Source organism: Thermococcus chitonophagus (genome assembly GCF_002214605.1).
GTDB classification, from domain to species: Archaea; Methanobacteriota_B; Thermococci; order Thermococcales; family Thermococcaceae; genus Pyrococcus; species Pyrococcus chitonophagus.
Genome location: NZ_CP015193.1, coordinates 1,326,803 through 1,351,508, shown reverse-complemented (window position 1 = coordinate 1,351,508; position 24,706 = coordinate 1,326,803). Strand labels below are relative to the sequence as shown.

Genomic DNA, 24,706 nt, shown 5'->3' with positions numbered 1-24,706 from the left:
TTCATCACCCTTCAGGTCAGGGAGTTCTCATCATTCAAAATATTATAAACCCTTCTTATTCTTTTAATTCTTGATGTTCAACATAATAGTGAGAGCAAGAAAAGATGCTAAGGCAATTCAGTATATCAATGAGAGGAACTACGGTGGATATCTAAGAGTCTCGAGTTTAGGTGGTGGGAGGAGGTTTGAGGAAGTTGAGGATCACCTTCATGATGCTTTAAGCGATCCTTACATCCCAATATTTCTTTTTGGGGAAAAGGAAAAAGAGTTAGCAGAAGAGATCGCAAGTGAGATAAAGGGTCCTTACTTTATAAGGGTTCTTAGGACAAAGAGAGTTAGAAACATGAGAGTTGACGAATTATATTCCCACATCGAGGAAATAAAGGCCAGATTTAGGCTTGGTATTGCTTGGGACGTTAATTATTATAAATTCACTCCCAATAATCCTCTTGGCTTAGAGATAAATCCAGACTATGATCTCTATTTTGCAATTGGGGAGGGTTTCCGAAGGAACATGATCGAGTTATTGGGAGTTGATCCTGGGGACATATCCTTAGTTCTTAGGAAGACCATGAACATGGAAGAGTACTATTCTGGTCCGAACAAGATAGCGGAAATTAGTAAAGTACTTGGTCAACCAACCGAGGTCAGGTGGAGGATACCTGCACTTGAGGAAGTTTCTCTCAGAGAAACAATTAAAGCCAATAAAAGATACATGGAAGCCTTTGAGAGGGCAAGTATTTCCTTCCTGAGGGACTTTGCCGATAAAACTGCAGTAGTGCCATGGAGTGGTGGAAAAGACTCTACTGCTACCCTAATATTGGCAAGTAAAGTGTTTGATGAAGTCACTGCAATCTATGTAAAAATGGAATATGAAATGCCCCTTACCGATGAGTATGTTGAGGAGATATCAAAAAAGCTTGGGATAAATCTCGTGAAAGTTGAAGTTCCGATGCCTATCCATAAGTATGGCCTGCCAACTCATGCTAACAGATGGTGCACGAAGATGAAAGTTGAAGCCCTCTATAACGCCGTTAAGGAAATTGAGAATCCAATACTAATCGTGGGGGACAGAGATGCTGAAAGTGCTAGAAGAAGACTTAAGCCACCTGTTGTGACTAGAAAGACACCTATAGGAGAGATAACAGAGGTCATGCCGATTAAGTTCTGGAGCGGGGCAATGGTTCAGTTGTACATACTCATGAATGGATTTGAGTTGCATCCCCTGTATTATCAGGGGTTCTATAGGCTGGGTTGTACTGTATGCCCGAGCTTGGCCCAGTGGGAGATAGATCTGCTTGACAAGCTTGGTTACCTTCCAAAAGTTATGAAAGAAAGGAAAATCAACGGCGCCTGAAGATTGCCGCTAGAGCTCCTATCAGCACCATTATCGCGGGCCCGCATACTTTTGTCCCCGTTCCACTTACCGTCTCCGTTTTTGTCACTGTTACTGTTGTTGTAACCTCTGTGCTGTTTTGGCTTATGGGTGAAGATATCGTTGTAGTTTTTGTGCTTTCACTACTAGACTTCCAACCCAGGAACACCATCGCCGTTTCCTTTGCATACTGGTAGAATATCATTGCAGTTATTATATCTTGAGGATCTCCTTTAGCTTCGTAGCTCTCTGCAAACTCATAATAAGCCATCGAGAGCAGGGGGACTGTTCCCCCCTCCTCCGCAAGTCCAATTGCTGTCTTGGCTTCTTCTTTCATCATCTTTAGCTTGTCTTTAAGTACTGTTACATTGTCAATTCCTATAGTGTCCAGTATTACCTCTCCCCTAATCCTAGCCTCCATAGCGGAGAAGAGCGCTGCCGAGTATTTACCATCCTCATAATACTGTTCTCCTTTGTTGAGAGTGTTTATCAAGTCCTGCAGGTTTTGCTGGCCGAACATTGAGGTTATATAGGTAACTATGAGCCTTGCATTATCGAGCTGATTTCTTGCTGCTCTCTTAATAGCTTCACGTGAGATGACTTCTCCCCTTGCATATCTCTCCCCGAGCTCTGCCCAAAGCTTGGCAGTTTTTGCCCTCTCATATGCGTATGCAGCATTACTTACAGCATCCCAATAGTCCTGTTTGTAGTATGAGGCTTGAGCCTCCTTTAGGTACTCTTTTGCATCTTCTATTCTTGTTTCACTTGCAGCAACTGCTTGTAACATTGTGACGCCTTTAATCGTTAAGTTTGAAACGTAACTTTCAACACTATCAATCTCTTTCTTAACTTCGAGGAATATATCCTCAAGATCTCTTCCTTCATAAACGTCAATATACCAATCCACGTGCCTTATGATTATTCTTGCTTGGAAGTCAAGGCTCATGGCCGTGTAGTACTTACCGTTATCTAAAGCCTGTTTTGCTTCTTGAAGTGTTTTGTAGGCATCATCCAGAGCTGCCTTAAGGTAGCTGTATGTAGAGTAACTTACATCACTGTTTTTGAGTTTCTCACTAATATTCTTGTAATAGTTAAGTGTCATTTGGTAGTCTTGCTTTGCATCGCTTTCAAGAAAGCTTGTACTTATTATAACTTTCCCTTTAGGTTTGGGTCTTTCAAGCTTGTGCCCCGTGAAGTAGTAGACAGCATCGTATATGTCCCTAACCTCTATTACTTTTAATCCCCATCTCTCCTCAGCATACTTTGCAACATCAACTCTTCTCTGTGTGGTTGTAATTTGTGTTATTGGACCAATCTGCTTTCTCTGGGTTTCAGTAACCACCTGGATCCTTTGTCCCTCTGGAATTAGGAAGATTTTGGCTCCCGCCTGATGGGCAGCCGAAGCTTTTTCTAAGATTCCCCCTACCGGGCCTATGCTACCATCGGGATTTATCATTCCCGTCATCATGACGTCGCTCCTGACTTTCCATCCCATTAATGCTGCGATTATTCCTACTGTCATTGTCCCTCCCGCTGAAGGTCCACCAATTATTGGGGAATCTGCTTTTACTTGAATGAAGACATCATATTTGCTCATGTCTATGCCAAGAACCCTACCTGCAACCTCTGCTGCAAGTCTTGCTGATGCTTGCATATCAACCTCCGTTAGGGGCCATGTTTCAACATATACATGTCCGCTTCCTGGAGCTACTGTGATCACGAATTCTGTTGGGACACCTATCATCTCACCTGTAGATGTCATTGAAACTGCAGGCGCCTTTAGGATTACTGTTCTTCCTTCACATGGACACTGGGCAAGAGCTGGCTCAAGAAGAAAGGCTATCGCAATAAAAAGCGATATTATAGCTTCTTTTTTCATTTTCAGCCCACCAAAAATAGAAATGGGTATAAGATATATACGGGTTTCGCTTCAGATGTTAATCTTTGGAAGCCAAGATTCGGCCAAATCCCCAACTATTGGAAATTTAAACTTCTCTCCTTGATAAGCCTTTATTATTCCAAGTATCCATGCTATTACGGCAATGACCGTTATTATCGTATTGAATACCCATCCGATAATCGGGATCACACTGAAAATTGCACCTAGGATTATCAAACCTAGGAACGTTATCGTTGACTGGAGAGCATGGAACCTCACGAACTCACTTTCCTTTTCTAAGGCCAAGATTATTATGCCGGTAACGAAGATCCCAACGTAACTTAGAGCTGCTTCAACGTTCTCTTCTAAACCCAGTGATGTTCTGCCACTCATGGTTCTTCCCCCTTATTGGTTTCAGATTTACTTAAAAATACTTCTGCGAATTTTTTATGGTGATAAAATGCTCCATCATGTTAAGCTCATATACGCAACGAAGAGTAGAAAACTAGTTGGGAAAAAAATCGTACTTGCGATTCCTGGGAGCATAGCTGCAGTTGAATGTGTAAAACTCGCTAGAGAACTAATAAGGCATGGAGCTGAGGTTCATGCAGTGATGAGCGAGAGCGCCACAAAGATAATTCACCCCTACGCGATGGAATTTGCAACAGGCAATCCCGTTGTGACCGAGATTACGGGTTTTATAGAGCATGTCGAGCTTGCAGGTGAGCATGAGAACAAGGCTGACCTAATTTTGGTGTGTCCTGCGACAGCTAACACTATCAGTAAAATTGCTTGCGGAATAGATGATACCCCTGTAACCACGGTTGTCACGACCGCGTTCCCCCATACCCCAATAATGATAGCTCCAGCAATGCACGAGAGCATGTACAAGCATCCAATAGTTAGAGAAAACATTGAAAAGCTAAAAAAACTTGGCGTGGAGTTTATAGGGCCCAGAATAGAGGAGGGGAAGGCGAAGGTAGCGACTATCGATGAGATAGTATATAGGGTGATAAGGAAATTGCATCCCAAGACGTTAAAGGGAAAGCGTGTTCTTGTTACAGCTGGAGCCACCCGCGAGTACATCGATCCAATAAGGTTCATAACAAATGCCAGTAGTGGGAAGATGGGTGTTGCTTTAGCTGAAGAAGCAGACTTCAGGGGAGCTGAAGTTACGTTGATAAAAACAAAGGGTAGCGCCCCCAGCTTCGTGGAGAATCAGGTGGAAGTTGAAACCGTCGAGGAGATGCTCGCCGCAATAGAAGAGGAATTATCGAGGAAGAAGTATGATGTTGTGATAATGGCTGCAGCCGTGAGTGATTTCAGGCCTAAAGTAAAGGCTCAGGAAAAGATAAAGAGCGGTCAGAGGATTTTACTGGAGCTTGAGCCTACTCCGAAGATAATAGACAGGATAAAAGAGATTCAGCCAGATGTATTCCTAGTTGGTTTTAAGGCCGAGACATCCATGGACAAGCTAGTAGATGAAGCAAAGAGGCAGATAGAGAGAGCCAAGAGCGACATGGTTGTTGGAAACACGCTGGAGGCCTTTGGAAGCGAGGAAAACAAGGTCGTTATCGTAACGAAGGGTAGAGTTAAGGATCTGCCAAAGATGAAGAAGAGGGAACTTGCAGAAAAAATATGGAATGAAATAGAGAGGCTACTCTGATTTCTTTTCTTCTTTCTTGGGTTGGGTTTGGGGTTTTGGAGGTCTTATACCATACCCTACTATTTTGAACTTGAATATTTCCCCGTTTCTGAGATAGTAAGTTACCTCGCCAGTCTCTTCATTGACATCTATTTTTTCTACGGGATATCTCCAGTCCTTAAACTCCTCCTGGATCTCCTTGAACTTGTCCGGATGTATTGGAACCCAATCGTAAAGGACGAGCTCCTCCTCTTCCCCTGTGGTCGTTAGTATATAACTCTCTATGAATCCTAGTGCTCCGGTTGGACATACATCAACACAGAACTGGCAGAATGTGCACCTTCCGTAATCTATCTTTGGATGTGGCCTCTTCTCCATTTTACCATCGATTTCTATCCATGTCATCTCTATTGCTCTAGCCGGGCATATCTGGCCGCAGAAGTTACAGCCAACGCACTTCTTCCAGTCTAAAGTATGGAATCCTCTGTACTTTGGAGCTGGTTCAATTTTTTCATAAGGTATCTTTATCGTGACAGGCTTCTTAAAGAGATATTTAAGGCCAAGCCAGGGCTTCACATAGGAAGGGCTCTTTTTGACTTTATCCTCACCAACAACTTTTGCTGGCATACTCATCACCTGTCTATGTCGGGTGGACAGTTATCAAGACTCATCAATATTACAGGAACATCCGCTATTCTTGCTCCAACTAATAACTGTTCTAATACCCTAATTCCGTGAGCAATGCTAGGACCTCTCACATGGACTCTGTAGGGTTTGTTCCCTCCATCGCTAACAACGTAAGCTCCAAAGTCTCCTTTTGTCGATTCTACGTGAGCAAAAGCATCTCCAGCTGGAACCTTGAACCTAGGTAGATTCTTCAATCTGGGATCCTCGACTTTATATGGTCCACTTGGTGGGCCCATTTCAAGGAGTTGCTCTAGGATGTAGAGATCCTGCTCAAGCTCGTACCTTCTAACTAGGGCCCTAGCCAGTGCATCCCCCTCTTTGAGCGTTGGAACTTCAAAGTCCAGCTCTGGATATAGAAGGTAAGGATCATCTTTTCTCACATCGTAGGCAACTCCAGTTGCCCTCAAATTTGGTCCAGTAACTCCCTCGGCCAATGCGAACTTCCTGTCCATGACTCCTATTCCTTCCATTCTCTTGTAAGTTATGTAGTTCTCAAAGACCAGGTTGTCGAAGTCTGGTAGCTTTGACTTTATGTACTCTACAGTATCTTTAAGTTGCCTCAGCCACTTGTCTCCGGGAATGTCCCTTCTAACTCCTCCTGGGATCGTGTAGATGTGATAGACCCTTCCTCCCGTAAGCTCTTCAAACAGTCTCATAAACCTCTCTCTGTACGCAGCAGCCCACTGTCCTGCTGTGTATACACCCAACTTAAAGCTTAATCCCATTATCCAGAAGAGATAAGCTGAAACTCTGGCCATCTCCAAGACCACAGTCCTTATCCACTGGGCCCTCTCAGGAACTTCCCAGCCGATTATTTCATCAACGGCCATTGAGTATATGGCCTCAGGAACGTCGGCTTCTGGAACACAGATTCTGAGAAGGAGGGCTATGTTCGTGTACCATGGCCTGAATTCTGCAAGCTTTTCGAAACCTCTGTGAAGGAATCCTGGGTTTGCTATGGCCTTCACGACTCTGTTACCATCCATCTTCAGGATTATGCTGAAGTTCTCTGTGGCCATGTGCTGTGGACCAAAGAACAGCTCGTAAGTGTCCTTCTCTATTGGATAGAGCTCCATCCCGTTCTCTCTCGCTTCCCTAATTAACTCCTCTTGAGTGACCATTAATATCACCTCAGATCACGTACTTGTCCTTATTCTCGTCGAACCTATCGAGGATCTTATACTTCTTCTTCACGTAGCCGAGCATGTCAAAGTCCTTCCTGTGGGGATAAAGCCCTCTCTCTGGATCATCGAGAATCCATGGCATCTCCATTTTGTCGTTGCCCTCAAAGTAAACGCCGAAGAAGTCGTGGACATCTCTCTCGTAGGTTTCAGCCGCTGGATAAATATCCCTAACAGTTGGCATTTTCGCCTTATCTAGATCCCTGGGGATTCTAACTTTAACCATTGCATGGGTTCCTAGCTCGATATTCATTAGGTGGTACACCAGCTCTATCTCCCCTTCCTTTATCCAGTCCACGGCTGATATCTGCAACATTAGGGGGAATCCATTTTCTTTCATGATCATCAGGAACTCTCTTATTCTCTCTGCCGGAATCTTGAATTCAAGCCTTCTCTCCCTTCTAACCTTACCTTCTGCGTACGGTGCCTTCTCTAGGATTTTCTTTATGATCTCTTCGCCGATTTCCCAGGTCATTCTTTAACCTCCTTTCTCTTGTCCATTAGCCAAGGTATCCACTTTCTTGCCTCTTTCTCCCTCCACCCTTCACCTAAGAGTTCGTCTTGGTTCTTCCTGTACCATTCATAGTTCTCCCTGTACCTCTTCCATCCATCGGCTTCTCCGCTCTCTATCATCTCCATCAGCTTGTGTATTCCGTCAAGAACTGCCTCTGGCCTTGGCATACAACCCGCTATGAACACGTCAACTGGGATGTACTTGTCAAGGTGCTTTATCGCGTTATAGGAGTCCCAGTACACTCCACCATTCAATGGACAGGAACCGTGAGCTAGGACCCACTTTGGATCTGGGGCCATCTCGTAGGTTATTATTATCCTTTTGAGGGTCTTTGGGGTTACGTAACCTGTTATGAGGAACAAATCATACTGTCTTGGACTTGGATCCGGGATTATTCCAAACCTCTCGATATCGTACCTTGACGTCATGAGCGGAGGCATCTCTATTCCACCGCATCCTGTACAGAATGACACAATCCAAAGGCTCTTCTTTCTCGCCCAGTTGAACAGTGGCTCAAACAACCTCCAATCCACCATTTTCCTCACCTCACAAGCTCGCTAGTATTGCACCCAAAGCTGCAATTATCGTTGGCCACTTCCAGTAGAACCTCGCAGCCTGATCGATGGTGAACCTGGGGAATATCGTGCTTATGAATATCGCTATCAGGAGTACCGCAAGCTGCTTAATCAGCAGAATGACAAGAGTTGCGAGTGTGTTGAGTATTGGGCTGGCGAATGTCATAACCACTGCTCCTCCCAGGAATATGTTCGAGAAGAACAGTGTTTCTGCAAATAGGCCAATGGCATGCTGTATCTGGAGGATACCCATGTGCTTTCCTCCAAACTCAACCATTGGACCTAGGGATATTTCACCTGGGGCTATCATGATGTCGAAGGGCTCCTTTCCGAACATGGCTTGGAGGACTATATCGTAGGCTATGGCCGCAAGCAGTAACGGTAGGTGGAATATACTCCATCCGTGGATCTGCTGGGCCATAACTATCTCGTACGTGCTGAACGTTCCGTAGTACTCTGCCAGCGCAACTATCGCAAATCCCAGGGGGACTTGAATTGCGAGCAGGGTTAACAAGGCTCTCTGTGCACCGATTCCTGCATAGGGGTTTCCTGAGCTCATGGCCGCAAACATGATTCCTAACATTGGTATCTCGAGGAGGAACGTGATCAATATGAGATCTCCATAAGCCCTTAGTATGCTAACTCCGCCAAGGGGAATGAACATCAGAGCGAGTATCGTGGCTCCAAGCGCAAAGATTATTCCGAAGTCGTAGATGACGCCGTGGGTAATGTTCTCCTTCTTACTGAAGAACTTGATGGTATCGATTATGGGCTGGTATATTGGAGGTCCAATTCTCCTGTGTATCCTTGCGGTGACCTTCCTGATTATTCCCATGAACATGAACCCTACAAAGGTTGCGTATAAAATTATGAGGAGGGCCTTAAGGAACGCCTCAAGCATCTTTCACACCCCCATCGCGGCGAGTATTATCAATATTATAGCAAGGTACCACGCATAGGCCTGAACATTCCCGTTGTAAATATAATTCCTCGCGGTCTCGGCGAAGTCCTCAATGCTCTGCCATATGTCGTGGTAAAGCTTGTCAAAGCTGATTCTCAGCCAGAATGCCATGGCTTCCTTAAGCGGAAGGAAGAAGTTCCTCCTTATCGTGAGGTTGTACTCCATTGTTACTGGGTTACCTGACTGGTACGTGTCGGTAACTGGAACTCTTCTAACCCTAGCTCCCATGAAGTAGATTATCGCGGCAATTAGCAGCCCAATGGTCATCCATATCGTGAGGAGAAGCCCATTGTATCTACCAAAGCCCAGATCGAGCTCCCATATATTGCCAGCAATTATCGTTTTGCCAAATATCTTGTTCAGTTCTTGGGCGACTAATCCTGGGGCAACGCCGAATATTACATTAAGGGCTCCAAGAATCCCCATGGCAATTGCCAACGGCAGGGGGGCATCTTTCGTGTTCTCGATATCGCTTGGTCTCTGACCAAACCACACTGCGTAGGTAAACCTAATCAGGTAGACGAAACCTATTGCACTACCAAAGAACACCATTCCACCGAGTATTGGGAGATTTTCATGGATTACGGCTTCAAATATGAGCCACTTGCTCGTGAATCCAACTAGCGGTGGAATTCCGGCTAAGCTGAGGATCGCTATGAACGCCATAGCGAACGTGTAGGGCATCTTCTCCGCCAATCCACCAAAGTCCTTGAACTCGGTCTTTCCTGTCCTGTAGATTAAGGTTGCCACTATCAGGAAGAACAGTCCCTTGAAGAGAGCGTGGCTTATAGCGTGGTATATTGCAGCCTCGATGCTTAATGCCGTTCCAACGCCTAGACCAACTAGTATGTACCCTATCTGGCTTATACTCGAGTAGGCAAAGAGCTTTCTTATGTCCTCCTGTAGTGCTGCTAGAATTCCCCCTACGATGATAGTTAGACCGCCTAGGAATGCTATTATGTAGCCGAACGTTGGTGCGCTTCTGAAGTGGCCGAACTCAACTATGAGCTTCCCATACATGAGAATGTAGAGGAGTATGAACCCGTAAACACCAGCTTTACTCAAGACTCCGCTGAACATTGCTGTATAGCTCTGGTTGGTTTCGCTGTAGGCATCTGGTGCCCAGACGTGAAGCGGGAACATTCCCGCTTTAACACCAAAGGCCAAGAGGAACAGGCCGTAGATTAGCATTGTCTCGGTCTTTGTGAACAGTCCGGGGCCTCCCATCATCTTCGTCATGGCATCCTGGGAGAATATCGCTGAGACCTCGGGGAATGTCAGCGTTCCGGTCTTGGCGTATATTAGGCCTATCGCAATCAGCATCGCGTAAGCTCCAACTATGCTGAGTATGAAGTACTTCAATGAGGCGTGCCTATTGTACCTCAGAACCATCATGAAACTTGCGAACGTCATGACTTCCCAAGATATGAAGAACGTTACTAAATCATAAGCCATGAATACTCCAAGGACTCCGGTAAGGCTCATCAGGGCGAAGAGCCACTCCCAGTTGTCCCTCGCAGTTGATACCATTCCCAGGATAGCGGTGAAGCCAACAACGGCGGCTATCATTGAAAATACCCATGTCAAGTGGGAGAGCATTAGACCAAGCTTAAACCCTGCAACGTTTATCGTGAACTCAAGCCTCCCTCCAAGTGAGGGGTACAGCTTGATGAGTAATGCTAAAGGAACCAGTGAGCCTGCAACGCCAATTATCTCTCTTATCCCCCTAACTCTTAGAAGCCAGGCTAGGAATCCAGCAATTAGGGGTGAAACAACAATGATTGGCAACTCATTCATGCTCCCACCCCCATGAGAGGAACGTTCTTAACGTAGTTGGCCACGTTGAATATGTCGCTTCCCGCCTTAACGACGATATTCCATACAGGCGCTGGGTTAATTCCTATGATGATTATGATTGCTGCCAGTATGATCAGAATACCTGCTATAGTTCCTTCTTTGATTCTAGTTCCTCCACCCATGAACCACATTCTGTGGATAAGCCTGAAGTAATAGACGGCTTCAACCACACTCGCGAACAGCACTAGCACTGCAGCCCAGAAGAATCCTGCCTGAAGGGTTGCTAGGATAATTTTGAGCTTGCTCCAGAATACGTTGAATAGTGGCACCCCAACCGTTGCTACTCCCGCCACGGTTATAGCTAGTGCTGTAAGCGGCATCCTCTTGCCTAGTCCCTCAAAGTTCTCCATGGTCGTTCCACCTACTGTAATCCCAACGTACCCTATGGCCAGGAAGAGAAGGGCCTTCACTATTGCATGGTTGACCATGTGGAAAACTCCGGCATCAACTCCAGCCTGTGTTCCCAGGGAGAATGCCAATGCTATTAGGCCTATCTGGCCTATACTTGAGTATGCTATCATCCTCTTAACGTCTTTCTGTCTTAACGCCGAGAGTTCGGCAAACACGACCGTTAGAGTCGCCATTATTACGAGCAGCCTGAGAAGTGAACTCCAGCCGCTGGCCTTTTGTAGGAGGTAGAGTAGTCTTGCCAAGGCATATATTCCGGCCTTGACTACGAAGGCGGAGAACATTGCAGTTACAGGATGTGGGGCTGCCTGATAGGCATCAGGTGCCCAGGCGTTTAGTGGAAACAGCTCAGCCTCAACTGCAAGCCCGAACATTATGAGGGCTAACCCTACTTGGGCCACTATTGGGTTGATTGAGCTTGCAAGTTCAGCTAGTTGAGCCATGTTGAGCGTTCCTGTGGCTCCATAGAGGAGAGCCACACCTATGAGGAAGAAGCTTGATCCTATTCCCCCTAGAACTATGTATTTCATTGAGGCCTCTGCTGCCTCTCCGGTCTTATTGTAGGCGGTTAAGGCATAGGCCGTTATTGCAGTGATCTCCATGAAGACGAATAGGTTGAATATATCTCCCGTGGCAATCATTCCAGTTGCTCCAAGCATCAGCAGGAGGAAGAGCATTGCGTACTTGTCTATTGGTTCAACTGTTACTGCTTTAAGGCTGAAGATAGCCATGATGAAACTAACGACCGCTATTATCAGGACGAACAGCGCCGCAAAGTGCCCTATGTAGAGGTTGATCCCTATTGGGGGTCTCCAGCCACCGGCGTAGATTATTATTGGTTTACCGGTTGTATACACCTCTTTGAACACCCATCCGGCTATTCCAGCCTGAATTAACGTGATGAGAACGAGGTATGGCTTTATCAGCGACTTGCTTATCTGCTTTAGCACGGGGACGAAGAATGCACTGATGAGAGGGAGAGCTATTAATAGTGATGCAACCTGGCTCATCCTCTCAACCTCCTTATCTCTTCTATGTTGAGGGTTCCATACTTCTCATACAGGATTATGGCAACGCTAAGCGCCATTGCGGTTGTAGCAACTCCTATAACTATCGCGGTGAGAACTAGGGCCTGTGGAATTGGATCTACAGCTTGAGAAGGAGTTATGCCTTCGCTAAGAATTGGGGCGGATTTTCCGGAAATGTAACCAATACTTATTAAGAGCAGGTTTACACCGGTCTCCATTATGCTCAGCCCGACGAGTATCTTTAGGAGGTTCTTCTTTACTAGGACAGCGTAGAGCCCTATGAGTATTAGAGCTATTGCTCCAAAGTAATACGCTGAAATCATTCTTTCACCTCCTCCTTGAGCATGTTGTCTATAATCCCGCTGAGCTCCGTTCCAACCTTAATTCCAATGATCGTGTAGATTACGGGGATGAAGCCTCCGCTGAACAGCCTTCCTATGTTGCTAGTTCCAAGGTGCCACGTCTGCCATATCCAATCGAAGAGGAAGTACCCACCAATTGCTAATCCTATAAGGCCAACGACAACGTAGCCCATTCCTGCGAACCCCTCCGTAACCTCGAAGCCTTTGTGTGGGATCTCGTAGATGGTGAACGCCATGTACATTAGGAGGAACGCTGTAGCTATCGTTGCTCCTCCTGGGAAACCTCCTCCCGGGGTGAGGTGACCGTGGATGAATATGTACATTCCAAACAGCATTATGAACGGGAACAGTAGCTTTGAGCCCGTAGTAAGCACGACAGATCCCTCGGTCTTTGCGGTCCTCTTCCTCTTCTTCCTCCAGAGAAGGGCGCCAACTCCGGTGGAAGCTATGAACAAAACTGTGACTTCACCGAGAGTATCGAAACCTCTGTAGTTAACTACAACGGCAGTTACCGCGTTTACCGCTCCAGTTTGCTCCTTTACATGCTCCAAGTAGTACTTTCCTACGAGCATCTTATCTTGACCGAAGGGAACCTGGGATAATCCTTGGGCGAGCCAGTACCCTATGATGAGAATGACAACTATGGCAAGTGCCCTTTTCAGCATAGCTCACCACCTCACCCACCAGCCGGGCTTCTCTTCTTCCTCGGTCTCATACCTATACGTTCTCTTGATTGCGAAGATGAACACCGCTCCGCTGAGTGCTGCTCCGATGGCTGCCTCAGTCATTGCGACGTCAGGGGCTTGGAGGAAGAAGAACAGTATCGATGCGAACAGGCTTACAGCTGCCATACCAACTGCTGCAGCTAGCAAATCCCTCCATTCAACTGCGAGAATTGCTGAAATAATCATGAGGCCTATTATAACGTACTCTATACACGCTATACAGTTCATTCCTCTCCCTCCTCAACTTCCTTCTTTTCGGAAGCCTTCTTTTCGAGGTGCTCTCTGTACTTGTCAACAACGCTACCTTCCCATAGGGGGATTCCTGACTTGTAAGCTCCCCTGATTAGGGCATGGGCGCTTATTGGGTTCGTGAGAAGGAGGAATACCCCAATCACTATTGCCTTAGTTAGCCATGCAATGCTTAATCCCTTCCCCACGGCCCAGAGGCCTGTTCCCACTATAACGCCCAAGGAACCAAGCGTTGCACTCTTCGTAGCAGTCTGCATTCTGTTGTAAACGTCTGGCATCCTGATGAGACCTAAAGTTGAGAGGAAGTAGAATATCGTTCCAAACAGTACCAAAAATTCCCCAATCCAAGCCAAAACGCTCATAGGCCTCCCTCCAGATACCTCGCGAACGCTATGACTCCCGCGAACGATAGGATCGCGTAGACCAGTGCCACATCGAGAAAGATTGCCCTCTTGTAGTACAGGGAGAATAGTACCATAAGGCCGACAGTTATAGTAGTCATGATATCTACAGCAACGAGCCTGTCGACTGTTGTTGGCCCTCTAAAGACCCTATACATGCTTAGGAGGGTTGCTATCGCTATCAAAGCAAGGTAAATATTAATCCCCATCATTCGAAGATCACCTTTAGAAACTTTTCAAAAGGCTTCGTAATGTTCTCCGATGCCCCTTCAACTGAGGCATCCTTTACGTCTATCCAGTGTATGAAGTACTTGTCGCCATCGACATCAAGGGTTATCGTTCCTGGGGTCAGCGTGATTGAATTGGCTAACGCTAACTTGCCTACGTTGTTCTTAAGCTCTGTCCTGCACTCGACGATTCCTGGGTTTATCGGCCTCTTTGGGTGCAGAACCCTGTACGCTACGTCAAGGTTTGCAAGGATCATGGCCCATAGGAAGTAGGGGATATACGCTATGAAGTAGGCAACTCTTCTTGGGTGAAGGTTTGCAAGTCCTCTGGTTGTAAAGATGTCATACGTGAGCAATGCAACGATTGCAGAAAATATTGCCCCAATGAGGAGTTCTTGGGGATCAAGGCTTGCCGTTAAGAAAAGCCATATTACGAATAAAACGATGAATGTGTACAAGTACTTGCTAACTCGGCTTGCCTCTGTCATTTTTGACCCTCCAAAATGGTCATTGCATGAAAATTTTTTCCATTAAATACACCATTGGTTTAGAACAAACTTTTATAAATGTTTGCCCCGAATATTGAAGTTTAAAACCATGAGTTATGTACTAATGCAGACCTATGAAGCTAATTTTTCATATATGCGCAAAACTTTTTATACTTTGGGCTAGAAAACTCGGCAGGTGGTGGTATGGCTGAAAACGTGGGAGAGATCCCTAGCGGTGAAAAAGAATTCGAAACTCTCACCAGAAGAATGCGTGAGATAATTGAATTCCCGGAGATAACCGAAGAAGAGTTTGAAAAAATGCTAAAGAGTGCAAGCAGGGGTTATGGTAGCTCTCTACCTCACAGGACATACTCGCTATGCCCCGAAAGTAGAAGGGTTGTTCCAGCTGTTGTATGGGAAAAAGATGGCATGGTTTGGATAACCAAAAAGTGTCCAGAGGGCATGATAACTGATCTATATTACGAAGATGTGGAGTTATATTACAGATTCTCAAGATGGAAGTTTGAAGAGAAAAAGTTGTTCTCCGTGAACGTTGAGAATACAGGTGTCAACTGCCCCTTTGACTGTGGTCTTTGTGCAAGACACCGCTCCCATACTAGCCTTTTGAACATTGTCCTAACGAACAGATGTAACTTAAATTGCTGGTATTGTTTCTTCTATGCCCGTGAAGGAGAACCAATTTATGAGCCAACTCTTGACCAGATTAGAATGATGCTTAGAAATGCGAAGAAGGAGCATCCAATAGGAGCTAATGCAGTTCAATTCACTGGTGGGGAGCCAACCCTTAGGGATGATTTAATTGAGATAATTAAGATAGCAAAGGAGGAAGGCTATGACCATGTTCAGCTAAACACCGATGGAATAAGGCTTGCCTTTGAGCCAGAGCTCGTGAAAAAGATAAGGGAAGCTGGCGTGAACACGCTCTATCTCAGCTACGATGGAATGACGCCCCAAACTAACTGGAAGAACCACTGGGAGATACCTTTGATATTTGAGAACGTGAGAAAGGCTGGAGGACCTGGAATAGTTCTCGTTCCAACTCTTATAAGGAACGTAAACGACCACGAGGCGGGGGCCATAATTAACTTCGGTCTTAACCATCTCGACATAGTCAGGGGAGTTAACTTCCAGCCAATATCTCTCGTTGGTAGAGTTCCAAAGAAGGAGAGGCAGAGGTTCAGGATTACGATAGCAGGAGCAATAAAGAAGATAGAGGAGCAAACCAACGGTGCAATAGCAAAGGAAGACTGGTATCCGATTCCAATTGCTGGCCACATAGCTAGGTTCTTTGAGATATTTACTGAAAGAAAGTATTATATGACAAGCCACTTTGCGTGCGGTGCTGCAACTTATGTATTCCTTGACAAAGAAGAGAAGAAGGTAATCCCAATTCCAAGGTTCTTAGATGTAGAGGGCTTCGTTGAGTTCCTACTAGAGAAGGCCGATGAAATCGAAAAGGCTAGGTTTAAGGGACTTGCAAAGCTTAAAGCAATAGGGGAGACAGTATTCCTTAAGTTCAAGCAGTTCTACGATGAAAAGTACGCTCCCAAGGGTCTCGATGTCCTAGGGCTAATCAAGAATGCATTCATGTACGGAAACTACGATGCTCTCGGTAAGTTCCACACTAGAACATTGTTCCTTGGAATGATGCACTTCATGGACGAGTACAACTATGACGTTGAGAGAGTCGAGAGGTGTGTCATTCACTATGCAATGCCCGACGGGAGGATAGTTCCGTTCTGTACGTTCAACGTTATCCCTGAGATATACAGGGATAAGGTTCAGAGACAGTTTAGCTACTCATGGGAGGAGTGGAAGAAGCTACATCCAGAGTGGGAGTACAGGAAGGACAAGTACGTGAGAACTAAGGAGTTTGTTGAGAAAATGAAGAAGAGTGAGCTCTACAGGAAGACGTACATCGACATCGAAAACTACTTCGCGAGGTGATTTATATGAAGAGAATCACGATAAAGCTTGCTAAGATCAGCGAGGAAGATGCTATGAGGCTTCAATACGAGCTTTCCCTCAACGATGCAATCTACAGGGTATTCATAAATCCGTACCTCAGGGAGGCTAGGATAACTTTTGATGACTCAAAGATAAAGCTCGAGGAAATACTTGAAAAGCTTAAGGACTTCCAGCCAAACGTCACAGGGATGGAGGAAGTTAGCCTAGAAAAAGTTATAGAGGAGAGCATGAGTTGGAACCACAAGCTTAAAGCCTATTGACTATATCTCTTGCCTCACTATATTTCATTAATTCCTCTTTTCTTGGAACGCTCCATGCGCCTCTTTTAGTTGTTGATAGGCCAGCGACTAGGTTTGCAAACCTTCCGATTTTCATTAAAGTGCTTTCAGTAAAGTACTCCCTAAATGCAATGATACCTACAAGAAGTGCTGATGTGAAGGCATCTCCTGCACCTGTTGTATCGATGGGTTTCACTGGATATCCTGGGATTTCAACTTCATGTTCTTGAGTCCTTAAAATGCATCCTTTTTTTCCGAGTGTTATTGCGGTCAGTAACCTCCCCTCTGCTTTTATTCCTTCTCCTTCCAATAGTTTTAGCTCCTCATCGCTGACCTTAAGTATATCGGTGAGTTTTATGGCCTTTTCAATTGTTTTGAACATCTCCTCCTCTCTATTTCTCCATAGATCCCTCCTTATGTTAACGTCGAAGCTGATAACTGCCCTGTCTCTGAGCTCTCCCATTACCCATAGCATTGTTTCCCTGCTTGGGCTTCTCGCCAGTAGAACGGAACCAAAGTGAACTATTCTCGACTCATCAAGGATCTTCAGATCTATATCCTCCCTCTTCAGGTTGAAGTATGCAACGCCATCGTAGAGTATGAAGGACGGCTTAGCACCTTTAAGCTGGACGAATACAACTCCTGTATGCTTTTCAGTATCGATGGCAATGCCATTTATGCTTACACCCTCCTCTTTCAACCTTTCGATCAGGAATCTTCCAAAGGGATCATCTCCTACTTTGCTTATCAGAGAGGCCTCCACGCCTAGTCTAGAAACCCCAACGGCAACGTTAGCCGGCGCGCCTCCAGGATACTTTTCAAACCTTCCAACATCCTTTAAATCTCCTTCCTCAGCTGCTATCATATCTATGAGAACTTCTCCGACCGAGGTTATCATGGTACCACCATTTATTTATCTTCCCTCCCAACTATTAAAGGGGATTGCCATGATTGGAATAGTCACATTTACTGACCCAAGACCAACGGCCCTATCCAAGGAAAGAGAGGAAGCAATTAAACAAAAACATAATTCCTTAATTAAAGAATTATCTAATGAGTTTGAAGTCCTTGATATAAACGCCGTGCTCGGGAAATACGAAAGGGATATATTTGGAATAAACAGCATTGAAGAAGCTATAAAGGCTGGGAGGATAGCTAAATCCAAGGACATTTCTGGAGTTATCCTGGGGCTGTGGCACTGGACCGAGAGTAACTTAGTCACGTACTTCCTTAAGGAAGCGAACTTGCCAGTTCTCCTTTATTCGGATGGGGATCCAGCTTGGGCCGGGGCAACCTGCGTTACATCCGTTGGAGCTTCCCTCTGGGAGAGCAGTGTTAATGAGCACGCTTTGAGGCACTCTAGAGTTATTGGGGATGTCGAGCTAGTTAAATCCTGGGCTAGGGCAGTTGAGGCGGTGAGTGAGCTTTCAAGGAAGAGGCTTCTGCTCTTTGGGAGTCCATACACGCTCGGAATGGAGCATTTAATGGACGATCTTCCAAGGCTTAAGGAATTCATCGGGGACTTCATAATGCTTGATCAGTACGTAATACTCCACCAGGATGTGAGTGAAGAGGACGTCGAGAGGTTCTACGGCTGGCTGCTTGAGAAGACAAATGTTAAGTTCGATGAAAAAATGCTCACTCCTGATTCACTAAAGAGGCAGATAAGGATTTATCTAGGCGCCAAAAAAGTCTGGGAGAGGTATAAGGGTGAAGTTGCGGGGGTCTCGATAAAGTGCCAGCCGGAGCTAAGCGAGATTTATGGAACCACGGCCTGTCTAATCCCGGCTCTCTTCCCGTTCAATGCCGATGCATTCGGGGAGAAGCCGATAGTCCCGGCCACCTGCGAGGGTGATGTCAAGGGAACAATAAGCTCCTCTCTTCTGTACTACCTGAGCGGAAAGCCTCCTCTGTTCGGCGATATAAAGTACGTGGATGACGAGATAGTGATAATAGCCAACTGTGGTGCCTCCTCCCTCTACTACGCTAAGCTCAGTGAGGATCCGGAGGAAAACCTCAGGGCCGTAACTATACAGGGTCAGTGTCAGGGGAAGAGCGGAGGGGCCTTAACGTACAGAACACCTCCCGCTGAGTTTACTGTTGCGAGGCTTATAAGGAGGAACGGCGAATACTACCTGCTGTACTTCCTAGCTGAGGGAGTTGAGATAACAGAGGAGATTGAGAAGAAACTCAAGTGGGGCAAGCAGTGGCCACACACTGCAATAAAGAACCCCCTCGATGCCCAAGAATTCATAAATGTTATGGGTGCAAACCACTTAAGCCTCGTTCCTGGAGACTACACCGAGGAGCTGAAGTTAGTTGCAAAGATTTGGGGGATTAAAGCCGTTGACCTTGCTGATCCCCTTGACGTCAGGGAGTTTTTACTTTAACTTCTCCATCTTTAACTTCAACGTTTACCCTAGACTTCAGCTTTAAGTCTGGAAGCGATGTTTTTCCATTTTCCACGGCCACCGTTATGAAGGCGAATATTGCCGCTGCAGCCCAGGCTTGTGGCTCATTTGCCCTCTCGACTTCGAAGGGAACGGGTGAGTCAAGGCCTGCGTACAGCTCTGGGATCTTGTTGAGGCTACAAAGTGCATCCATAACTCTCTTCCCGATTTCATCTGCCCTCTCCTTTTCCCCCGCCCTAGAAAGGCCCAGGGCTATTATTGCATTGTCGTGCGGCCATATGCTCCCATTGTGATAGCTGAAGGGATCGTAGGCTTCTTCATTCTCACCCAGGGTCCTTATCCCCCATCTGGTCATCAACTCTCGTGAAAATAGGCCCTTAACTACACTATCTGTGTCATCTGCTATCCCCGTGAGCAGTAGATGGCCTTGATTTGACGCCAGGACATCTGAGTCTGGGGTAAGCTTGTAGCCCTTCTTCCCCTTGAATTCCCTCTTGAATCTTCGTTTCAGCTTTTTCGCTTTTTCCCTGGCTTCTCCTATTCCTAACAGGTTATATACTCCCATGAGGGCCCCATATGCATATCCCTGCACTTCCACAAGTGCTATTGGAGGTTTTGCTCCAGGAACTCCCTCTTTAGAATCCTTCCATCCCTGATTCATAGGCTTAAAGGGATTTGCGTACTCGTACTGAACAAAGTCCTCCTTAAGCTTTGCTAGAATCCACTCGTAAGCCCCAAGAATCGCACACTTTATCTCTCTGATTAGCTTTTCGTTGCCAGTTGCTTTGAAGTACTCCCATGCGAGGATTATATAGAGGGGTGTTGCATCTATCGAGCCGTAGTAGGGAGAGAAGGGCATTTTTCCCGAGAGCGACAACTCTCCTAACCTGAACTCGTGAGGTATTTTGCCCGGCTCCTCCAATGTTTTTTCATTGACATCTTTTCCTTGGAGCCTTGCTAGCACCTTGAGGGTGCCTTTGGCGTACTCTGGGGCGTATGGCAGGAGGAAGAGGGAGGAGATTATGGAATCCCTTCCGAAGATGCAGTAATAGTCGGGGATTCCAGCGAGCAGTATTGGATTTCCATCAACTTGGACGCTCAACATTGAAATGTGAGTGATTGCTTTTTCTAGTAGTCCATTTAGCCCTCTTCCCTTGATCTTGGGCTTATACTTCCTCATTTTTATTGGGAGATTTGTCTCGAAGGTCACCCTTACCTTGACCTCTCCAAAGGACTTTGGCCTAACCTCTGCATCTCCCTCCATGGAGAGTTTGAACCATCTCTCAAATCCGTCGACACCTCTGTAGGTATACCTTCTCTCAGAAACCTCGATTTTCCTCTTAAGTGGGGTTGCTATTCCCCGGACCTCAAATATATCCCTAAACTTGGGCTTTATAATAATCTGCGGGTTAATTTTAGCACTTCTCTCACTGGGATTTGCCACTATTATCCTTTCGGTGTATTCATTATCCTTGAGCCCCCTTATCCTCTTATTCGGCATTTCCACTTTTACTTCAAGCTCGCATAGCTCGGTATCGTAGGAGAATATGCTTACCTTATCTCGATCTATCTTGACGAAGGAAGGCCCGCTTGACAGCATGGGATATGTTTGGATAAAATGCTTTAAACTCCTTCTCCCTTTCTGAGTGGGGGAGCGAAATGAATGTTGAGGAATTCATGAAGAAACATGGAATTGAAGTTGGTGATTACGTCAGACTCGTTAAGCTAGAGGATGGGGAGAAAATTGAATACGAAGGCCTTGTAATGCCCCCCTATGAGCTCTCAGAAGGAGATACGCTCGTTATAAAGCTCGACAATGGATACAACATCGGAATTGCCGTGGATAAGATAACCTCTATAGAGGTTGTTGAGAAGGCAAAGGCAAAGCCAGAGGTTCACTTCAAGGCGGAGCTTGAGCCCAAGCCCGGCCTTCCGAGCGTGACTATCCTGGGGACCGGCGGAACTATTGCCAGTAGAATTGATTATGAGACTGGAGCAGTTTACCCAGCGTTCACAGCTGAGGAGCTTGCTAAAGCCGTCCCGGAGATATTTGAGATAGCAAACGTCAGGCCGAGATTGCTCTTTAACATCTTCAGCGAAGATATGAAGCCTTCACACTGGATTAAGATAGCTCATGAAGTCGCAAAGGAACTGAATTCCGGAGCTTATGGTGTTATTGTTGCACACGGAACCGATACGATGGGCTACACTTCTGCGGCCCTAAGCTTCATGCTCAGGGATCTTGCCAAGCCCGTAATATTGGTGGGTGCCCAGAGGAGTAGCGACAGACCGAGTAGTGATGCCGCGATGAACCTGATATGCTCCGTTAGGATGGCTACTAGTGAAGTGGCAGAGGTAATGGTTGTAATGCACGGAGAGACTGGGGATACTTACTGCCTTGCTCACAGGGGGACCAAAGTGAGGAAGATGCATACGAGCAGAAGGGATGCTTTCAGGAGCATAAACGATATTCCAATAGCTAAAATATGGGGCGATGGAAGAATAGAGTTCCTGAGGGATGATTACAGGAAGAGGGGCGAAGGAGAAGTGTGGGTTGACGATAAACTTGAGGAAAAAGTTGCTCTGGTAAAGATATACCCCGGCACTGCCCCTGAGATAATAGATTTCCTTGTTGACAGGGGATACAGGGGAATAGTTATAGAAGGCACTGGGCTTGGTCATACGCCAAACGACATGATACCCTCAATAAGGAGGGCTGTGGAAGAGGGGGTTGCCGTGTGCATGACTAGTCAGTGTCTCTATGGAAGGGTCAACATGAACGTTTATGCAACTGGGAGGAAGCTACTAAAGGCCGGTGTTATACCGTGTGAGGATATGCTGCCAGAGACTGCCTATGTAAAGCTAATGTGGGTCTTGGGCCACACCCAGGATCTCAATGAGGTCAGAAAAATGATGCTAACTAATTATGCTGGAGAAATAACCCCCTACACGAAGCCAAACACATATTTAATCTGATTCCATTTTTATACCTCTGTACTCCTCTTCTTTCTGAGGGTCCTGGCTGTGCCCGATGACGCCAGAACCCTAGGTGAGGAGGAGGTCAGTTCTGTCCACTTTACATTTTCAAGATCATTGATGTTCTAGTTTTGTTTCATGCATCTTATTGTCTATTTGACCAATTGTCTATCCCCCATATAACATTTGACGAATAAGTTTCGTTTATATCCATGAAATATCGAAAAGTTTATAAGGTTTTTCGTCACATTTATCTAAGAATTTCCTGATATAATGTAGGATGGTAGAATTAGGTTCGATGAAATCGAGGTGAGTTCGATGAGAATTAGGGCAGTTTATGTGGATGGCGTCTTCAAGCCTCTGGACATGGCAGAACTTGAGGAGGGGATAGAAGTGGAGGTTGTAGTTAGGGATGAAATTAAGGAGCAGAAGCTTGAGGGATGGGATGAGGACTACTACGAGTACCTTACTTGGGCTGAGTGATTTCCTTTATTATGTTTTTATGTTTTTGTGTAATTAACCTGTTCTTATCTTGCACTTCATAATGCTTAAAATTATTCTCGCTTTATTCCAGCGGGGGTGCAGTGATGGAGAACATAAATTATGAAGAGGTAGGACTAAAAGTTGGTCTTGAAATTCACCGTCAGCTCGATACAAATAAGCTGTTCTCACCAGTTCCAAGCGAGCTAACTGATAATGTCGATTTCACATTCCAAAGAATGTTAAGGCCTACCATGAGCGAGCTAGGTGAAGTTGACCCTGCGGCACTTGAAGAATTCAAAAAGGGAAGGATATACACGTATGAAGGAAACAATGAGCTGAGTGATCTCGTATATATGGATGAGGAACCTCCAAGGGGTCCTGACAGGGAGGCTTTAGAGGTTGCACTGCAAATTGCCTACCTCCTAAACGCGAAGCCCGTGGATGAGGTATACTACATGAGGAAGATAGTGATAGATGGATCAAACGTCTCTGGATTCCAGAGGACGGCCATAATAGCTACAGACGGAAAAGTTGAGACGCCCTGGGGAACCGTCGGAATACCGACGATATGCCTTGAGGAAGATGCCGCAAGAATTATTGAGAGGAAAGATAAGGAGGTAATCTACAGGATAGACAGGCTCGGCATACCTCTAATCGAGATAAGCACAACCCCGGATATACACCATCCGGAGCAGGCCAAAGTTGTAGCAAAGTTCATTGGAGATGCCCTGAGGGCAACGAGGAAAGTCAAGCGCGGTCTTGGAACCATAAGACAGGATCTAAACGTCTCAATAAAGGGAGGAGCGAGAATAGAGATAAAGGGAGTTCAGGAGTTAGATATGATTCCTTTAATAATAGAGAGGGAAGTGCAGAGGCAACTAAACCTTCTCAAGATAAGGGATGAGCTTAGGAAGAGAGGGGTTAAGCCTGAAGACATAAAGGAAGAATTCTACGATGTAACCGACATCTTCCAGAATACCAAATCAAAGATCATCGCGAGAACTATCAAGAAGGGAGGAAGGGTTTTAGCGATAAAGCTTCCCAAGTTCAGGGGTCTAATAGGGATGGAAATTCAGCCCGGCAGGAGACTGGGGACTGAATTTGCGGACAGAGCAAAGAAGTACGTTCCTGGGATATTCCACATTGATGAGTTGCCAAACTACGGGATAACCCAAGAGGAAGTCGATAAGATAATCGAAAGGCTCAACCTCGGAGAAGAAGATGCATTCGTTTTAGTTGCCGCTGAGGAGGAAACGGCGAAGAATGCCCTTCGCGAAGTAATTAAGCGTGCGAGGGAGGCAATTGAGGGTGTTCCTGAAGAGACAAGGAGGGCCCTTCCAGATGGTAATACGCAGTACATGAGGCCTCTCCCAGGAAAGGCAAGGATGTATCCCGAGACTGATATACCTCCCCTGAGGATTTCAGATGATCTGAAGAAGAGGATAAAGGAGAACCTCCCAGAGTTGCCCCAGGCGAAGGTTGAAAAGTACATCAAAGAGTACAAGCTCGACAAAAGTCTAGCACAAACGCTGGTTGACGACGAGAGGGACGAATTATTTGAGGAACTAATTAAGATGGGTGTTAAGCCATCGCTTGCAGCCTCGGTTCTGGTGGTCGTTCTCAAGGGATTGAGAAAGGAAGTACCAATTGAGAACATCACCGAAGAGCACATCAGGGAGGCGTTCAAACTCTATCTGGAAGGAAAGATAGCGAAGGAGGCCTTTGAGGAGATATTCAAGGAGCTAGCCCTGCATCCGGAGAAGACAGCTGAGAGGGTGGCCCAGGAAAAAGGGCTAACGCTGTTGAGCGAGGGAGAGGTTGTGAGGATAGTTGAAGAGGTAATCCAGCAGAACATTGATGTCGTGAAGGCTAAGGGTATGGGAGCCATGGGCCTAATAATGGGAAGGGTAATGGCCAGAGTTAGGGGCAAGGCGGATGGTAAATTGGTAAGCCAGATCGTGAGGAAGAAACTCCAAGAGCTGTCCTCTTGATTTTATTTTGTAAGGC

25 protein-coding genes are annotated in these 24,706 nt (G+C 46.0%); 8 read left to right on the top strand and 17 right to left on the bottom strand.

Annotated elements, in window-relative coordinates; all coding sequences use genetic code 11:
* The first annotated feature begins 73 nt into the window (after window positions 1-73).
* Complete coding sequence (locus A3L04_RS07610; RefSeq protein WP_068578438.1) at window positions 74-1,357, top strand: phosphoadenosine phosphosulfate reductase domain-containing protein; 1,284 nt, start codon at window positions 74-76, stop codon at window positions 1,355-1,357.
* Here A3L04_RS07610 and A3L04_RS07605 read toward each other — a convergent pair.
* Window positions 1,344-3,254, bottom strand: a complete 1,911-nt coding sequence (locus A3L04_RS07605; RefSeq protein WP_068578436.1) for a S16 family serine protease — start codon at window positions 3,252-3,254, stop codon at window positions 1,344-1,346. The two genes, A3L04_RS07610 and A3L04_RS07605, sit on opposite strands and share 14 nt — an antisense overlap.
* A 51-nt stretch (window positions 3,255-3,305) precedes the next feature.
* Window positions 3,306-3,647 carry a DUF4870 domain-containing protein gene (locus tag A3L04_RS07600; protein ID WP_068578434.1) on the bottom strand — a complete coding sequence of 114 codons (342 nt, stop codon included), beginning with the start codon at window positions 3,645-3,647 and terminating at the stop codon, window positions 3,306-3,308.
* 67 nt (window positions 3,648-3,714) lie between these two features.
* Between A3L04_RS07600 and coaBC the strand changes: the two genes are divergently transcribed.
* Complete coding sequence (gene coaBC / locus A3L04_RS07595) at window positions 3,715-4,920, top strand: bifunctional phosphopantothenoylcysteine decarboxylase/phosphopantothenate--cysteine ligase CoaBC (protein ID WP_068578432.1); 1,206 nt, start codon at window positions 3,715-3,717, stop codon at window positions 4,918-4,920.
* On the opposite strand, the gene nuoI is transcribed toward coaBC, so the two are convergent.
* From nuoI to A3L04_RS07530, 13 genes are read right to left on the bottom strand one after another with little or no spacing between them, the layout of a single operon-like run.
* Window positions 4,912-5,526 (bottom strand): NADH-quinone oxidoreductase subunit NuoI, encoded by a 615-nt coding sequence (gene nuoI, locus A3L04_RS07590; protein ID WP_084448894.1) that lies wholly within the window; start codon window positions 5,524-5,526, stop codon window positions 4,912-4,914. The genes coaBC and nuoI overlap by 9 nt on opposite strands.
* 5 nt (window positions 5,527-5,531) lie before the next feature.
* Window positions 5,532-6,707, bottom strand: a complete 1,176-nt coding sequence (locus A3L04_RS07585) for an NADH-quinone oxidoreductase subunit D (protein WP_068578429.1) — start codon at window positions 6,705-6,707, stop codon at window positions 5,532-5,534.
* Between the two features lie 10 nt (window positions 6,708-6,717).
* Window positions 6,718-7,242, bottom strand: a complete 525-nt coding sequence (locus tag A3L04_RS07580; protein WP_068578427.1) for an NADH-quinone oxidoreductase subunit C — start codon at window positions 7,240-7,242, stop codon at window positions 6,718-6,720.
* Complete coding sequence (locus tag A3L04_RS07575) at window positions 7,239-7,817, bottom strand: NuoB/complex I 20 kDa subunit family protein (RefSeq protein ID WP_068578425.1); 579 nt, start codon at window positions 7,815-7,817, stop codon at window positions 7,239-7,241. Before A3L04_RS07575 ends, A3L04_RS07580 begins: the two co-directional genes overlap by 4 nt.
* 10 nt (window positions 7,818-7,827) lie before the next feature.
* On the bottom strand, window positions 7,828-8,757 hold the full coding sequence (locus A3L04_RS07570) for a respiratory chain complex I subunit 1 family protein (RefSeq protein ID WP_068578423.1): 930 nt from the start codon (window positions 8,755-8,757) through the stop codon (window positions 7,828-7,830).
* Between the two features lie 3 nt (window positions 8,758-8,760).
* Window positions 8,761-10,614, bottom strand: a complete 1,854-nt coding sequence (locus A3L04_RS07565; RefSeq protein WP_068578421.1) for a proton-conducting transporter transmembrane domain-containing protein — start codon at window positions 10,612-10,614, stop codon at window positions 8,761-8,763.
* Window positions 10,611-12,092 carry a proton-conducting transporter transmembrane domain-containing protein gene (locus A3L04_RS07560; protein WP_068578419.1) on the bottom strand — a complete coding sequence of 494 codons (1,482 nt, stop codon included), beginning with the start codon at window positions 12,090-12,092 and terminating at the stop codon, window positions 10,611-10,613. Before A3L04_RS07560 ends, A3L04_RS07565 begins: the two co-directional genes overlap by 4 nt.
* Window positions 12,089-12,433: an NADH-quinone oxidoreductase subunit K gene (locus A3L04_RS07555; RefSeq protein ID WP_068578417.1), complete on the bottom strand. Its 345-nt coding sequence runs from the start codon at window positions 12,431-12,433 to the stop codon at window positions 12,089-12,091. Before A3L04_RS07555 ends, A3L04_RS07560 begins: the two co-directional genes overlap by 4 nt.
* Complete coding sequence (locus tag A3L04_RS07550; RefSeq protein ID WP_068578414.1) at window positions 12,430-13,137, bottom strand: Na(+)/H(+) antiporter subunit B; 708 nt, start codon at window positions 13,135-13,137, stop codon at window positions 12,430-12,432. Before A3L04_RS07550 ends, A3L04_RS07555 begins: the two co-directional genes overlap by 4 nt.
* Before the next feature lie 3 nt (window positions 13,138-13,140).
* Window positions 13,141-13,425: a DUF4040 domain-containing protein gene (locus A3L04_RS07545; RefSeq protein WP_068578412.1), complete on the bottom strand. Its 285-nt coding sequence runs from the start codon at window positions 13,423-13,425 to the stop codon at window positions 13,141-13,143.
* Window positions 13,422-13,808, bottom strand: coding sequence for a monovalent cation/H(+) antiporter subunit G (gene mnhG / locus A3L04_RS07540; RefSeq protein ID WP_068578410.1), 387 nt, complete (start codon window positions 13,806-13,808; stop codon window positions 13,422-13,424). Before mnhG ends, A3L04_RS07545 begins: the two co-directional genes overlap by 4 nt.
* Window positions 13,805-14,059: a monovalent cation/H+ antiporter complex subunit F gene (locus tag A3L04_RS07535; protein WP_068578408.1), complete on the bottom strand. Its 255-nt coding sequence runs from the start codon at window positions 14,057-14,059 to the stop codon at window positions 13,805-13,807. The genes mnhG and A3L04_RS07535 overlap by 4 nt, the downstream gene beginning before the upstream one ends.
* The gene (locus A3L04_RS07530; protein WP_068578406.1) at window positions 14,056-14,562 is read right to left on the bottom strand and encodes a Na+/H+ antiporter subunit E; all 507 of its coding nucleotides are present in this window, start codon (window positions 14,560-14,562) and stop codon (window positions 14,056-14,058) included. The genes A3L04_RS07535 and A3L04_RS07530 overlap by 4 nt, the downstream gene beginning before the upstream one ends.
* Window positions 14,563-14,766: 204 nt before the next feature.
* Between A3L04_RS07530 and tes the strand changes: the two genes are divergently transcribed.
* Both tes and A3L04_RS07520 read left to right on the top strand, forming a co-directional pair.
* Window positions 14,767-16,530 carry a tetraether lipid synthase Tes gene (gene tes / locus A3L04_RS07525; protein WP_068578404.1) on the top strand — a complete coding sequence of 588 codons (1,764 nt, stop codon included), beginning with the start codon at window positions 14,767-14,769 and terminating at the stop codon, window positions 16,528-16,530.
* Between the two features lie 5 nt (window positions 16,531-16,535).
* The gene (locus A3L04_RS07520; RefSeq protein ID WP_068578402.1) at window positions 16,536-16,811 is read left to right on the top strand and encodes a DUF3213 domain-containing protein; all 276 of its coding nucleotides are present in this window, start codon (window positions 16,536-16,538) and stop codon (window positions 16,809-16,811) included.
* On the opposite strand, the gene A3L04_RS07515 is transcribed toward A3L04_RS07520, so the two are convergent.
* Window positions 16,798-17,727: a carbohydrate kinase family protein gene (locus tag A3L04_RS07515; protein ID WP_068578400.1), complete on the bottom strand. Its 930-nt coding sequence runs from the start codon at window positions 17,725-17,727 to the stop codon at window positions 16,798-16,800. The two genes, A3L04_RS07520 and A3L04_RS07515, sit on opposite strands and share 14 nt — an antisense overlap.
* A gap of 49 nt (window positions 17,728-17,776) precedes the next feature.
* Between A3L04_RS07515 and A3L04_RS07510 the strand changes: the two genes are divergently transcribed.
* On the top strand, window positions 17,777-19,219 hold the full coding sequence (locus A3L04_RS07510; protein WP_068578399.1) for an L-fucose/L-arabinose isomerase family protein: 1,443 nt from the start codon (window positions 17,777-17,779) through the stop codon (window positions 19,217-19,219).
* Here the strand turns inward: A3L04_RS07510 and A3L04_RS07505 are convergent.
* Entirely contained in the window at window positions 19,200-20,840 is a 1,641-nt protein-coding gene (locus tag A3L04_RS07505) for an MGH1-like glycoside hydrolase domain-containing protein (protein WP_068578397.1), read from the bottom strand. The two genes, A3L04_RS07510 and A3L04_RS07505, sit on opposite strands and share 20 nt — an antisense overlap.
* Window positions 20,841-20,899: 59 nt before the next feature.
* Between A3L04_RS07505 and gatD the strand changes: the two genes are divergently transcribed.
* The 3 genes from gatD to gatE all read left to right on the top strand — a co-directional run bounded on the left by gatD (window position 20,900) and on the right by gatE (window position 24,690).
* On the top strand, window positions 20,900-22,216 hold the full coding sequence (gene gatD, locus A3L04_RS07500; RefSeq protein WP_068578395.1) for a Glu-tRNA(Gln) amidotransferase subunit GatD: 1,317 nt from the start codon (window positions 20,900-20,902) through the stop codon (window positions 22,214-22,216).
* Between the two features lie 318 nt (window positions 22,217-22,534).
* Window positions 22,535-22,699 carry an antitoxin AF2212-like protein gene (locus tag A3L04_RS07495; protein WP_084448893.1) on the top strand — a complete coding sequence of 55 codons (165 nt, stop codon included), beginning with the start codon at window positions 22,535-22,537 and terminating at the stop codon, window positions 22,697-22,699.
* A 104-nt stretch (window positions 22,700-22,803) separates the two neighbouring features.
* On the top strand, window positions 22,804-24,690 hold the full coding sequence (gene gatE / locus A3L04_RS07490; RefSeq protein ID WP_084448892.1) for a Glu-tRNA(Gln) amidotransferase subunit GatE: 1,887 nt from the start codon (window positions 22,804-22,806) through the stop codon (window positions 24,688-24,690).
* The last annotated feature ends 16 nt before the right edge of the window (window positions 24,691-24,706 follow it).

What these genes read in the sequence shown, in the direction of transcription:
- A3L04_RS07610 (WP_068578438.1), top strand. Translation starts at nt 74, where the DNA reads ATGTTCAACATAATAGTGAGAGCAAGAAAAGATGCTAAGGCAATTCAG.
- A3L04_RS07605 (WP_068578436.1), bottom strand. Translation starts at nt 3,254, where the DNA reads ATGAAAAAAGAAGCTATAATATCGCTTTTTATTGCGATAGCCTTTCTT.
- A3L04_RS07600 (WP_068578434.1), bottom strand. Translation starts at nt 3,647, where the DNA reads ATGAGTGGCAGAACATCACTGGGTTTAGAAGAGAACGTTGAAGCAGCT.
- coaBC (WP_068578432.1), top strand. Translation starts at nt 3,715, where the DNA reads ATGCTCCATCATGTTAAGCTCATATACGCAACGAAGAGTAGAAAACTA.
- nuoI (WP_084448894.1), bottom strand. Translation starts at nt 5,526, where the DNA reads ATGCCAGCAAAAGTTGTTGGTGAGGATAAAGTCAAAAAGAGCCCTTCC.
- A3L04_RS07585 (WP_068578429.1), bottom strand. Translation starts at nt 6,707, where the DNA reads ATGGTCACTCAAGAGGAGTTAATTAGGGAAGCGAGAGAGAACGGGATG.
- A3L04_RS07580 (WP_068578427.1), bottom strand. Translation starts at nt 7,242, where the DNA reads ATGACCTGGGAAATCGGCGAAGAGATCATAAAGAAAATCCTAGAGAAG.
- A3L04_RS07575 (WP_068578425.1), bottom strand. Translation starts at nt 7,817, where the DNA reads ATGGTGGATTGGAGGTTGTTTGAGCCACTGTTCAACTGGGCGAGAAAG.
- A3L04_RS07570 (WP_068578423.1), bottom strand. Translation starts at nt 8,757, where the DNA reads ATGCTTGAGGCGTTCCTTAAGGCCCTCCTCATAATTTTATACGCAACC.
- A3L04_RS07565 (WP_068578421.1), bottom strand. Translation starts at nt 10,614, where the DNA reads ATGAATGAGTTGCCAATCATTGTTGTTTCACCCCTAATTGCTGGATTC.
- A3L04_RS07560 (WP_068578419.1), bottom strand. Translation starts at nt 12,092, where the DNA reads ATGAGCCAGGTTGCATCACTATTAATAGCTCTCCCTCTCATCAGTGCA.
- A3L04_RS07555 (WP_068578417.1), bottom strand. Translation starts at nt 12,433, where the DNA reads ATGATTTCAGCGTATTACTTTGGAGCAATAGCTCTAATACTCATAGGG.
- A3L04_RS07550 (WP_068578414.1), bottom strand. Translation starts at nt 13,137, where the DNA reads ATGCTGAAAAGGGCACTTGCCATAGTTGTCATTCTCATCATAGGGTAC.
- A3L04_RS07545 (WP_068578412.1), bottom strand. Translation starts at nt 13,425, where the DNA reads ATGAACTGTATAGCGTGTATAGAGTACGTTATAATAGGCCTCATGATT.
- mnhG (WP_068578410.1), bottom strand. Translation starts at nt 13,808, where the DNA reads ATGAGCGTTTTGGCTTGGATTGGGGAATTTTTGGTACTGTTTGGAACG.
- A3L04_RS07535 (WP_068578408.1), bottom strand. Translation starts at nt 14,059, where the DNA reads ATGATGGGGATTAATATTTACCTTGCTTTGATAGCGATAGCAACCCTC.
- A3L04_RS07530 (WP_068578406.1), bottom strand. Translation starts at nt 14,562, where the DNA reads ATGACAGAGGCAAGCCGAGTTAGCAAGTACTTGTACACATTCATCGTT.
- tes (WP_068578404.1), top strand. Translation starts at nt 14,767, where the DNA reads ATGGCTGAAAACGTGGGAGAGATCCCTAGCGGTGAAAAAGAATTCGAA.
- A3L04_RS07520 (WP_068578402.1), top strand. Translation starts at nt 16,536, where the DNA reads ATGAAGAGAATCACGATAAAGCTTGCTAAGATCAGCGAGGAAGATGCT.
- A3L04_RS07515 (WP_068578400.1), bottom strand. Translation starts at nt 17,727, where the DNA reads ATGATAACCTCGGTCGGAGAAGTTCTCATAGATATGATAGCAGCTGAG.
- A3L04_RS07510 (WP_068578399.1), top strand. Translation starts at nt 17,777, where the DNA reads ATGATTGGAATAGTCACATTTACTGACCCAAGACCAACGGCCCTATCC.
- A3L04_RS07505 (WP_068578397.1), bottom strand. Translation starts at nt 20,840, where the DNA reads ATGCTGTCAAGCGGGCCTTCCTTCGTCAAGATAGATCGAGATAAGGTA.
- gatD (WP_068578395.1), top strand. Translation starts at nt 20,900, where the DNA reads ATGAATGTTGAGGAATTCATGAAGAAACATGGAATTGAAGTTGGTGAT.
- A3L04_RS07495 (WP_084448893.1), top strand. Translation starts at nt 22,535, where the DNA reads ATGAGAATTAGGGCAGTTTATGTGGATGGCGTCTTCAAGCCTCTGGAC.
- gatE (WP_084448892.1), top strand. Translation starts at nt 22,804, where the DNA reads ATGGAGAACATAAATTATGAAGAGGTAGGACTAAAAGTTGGTCTTGAA.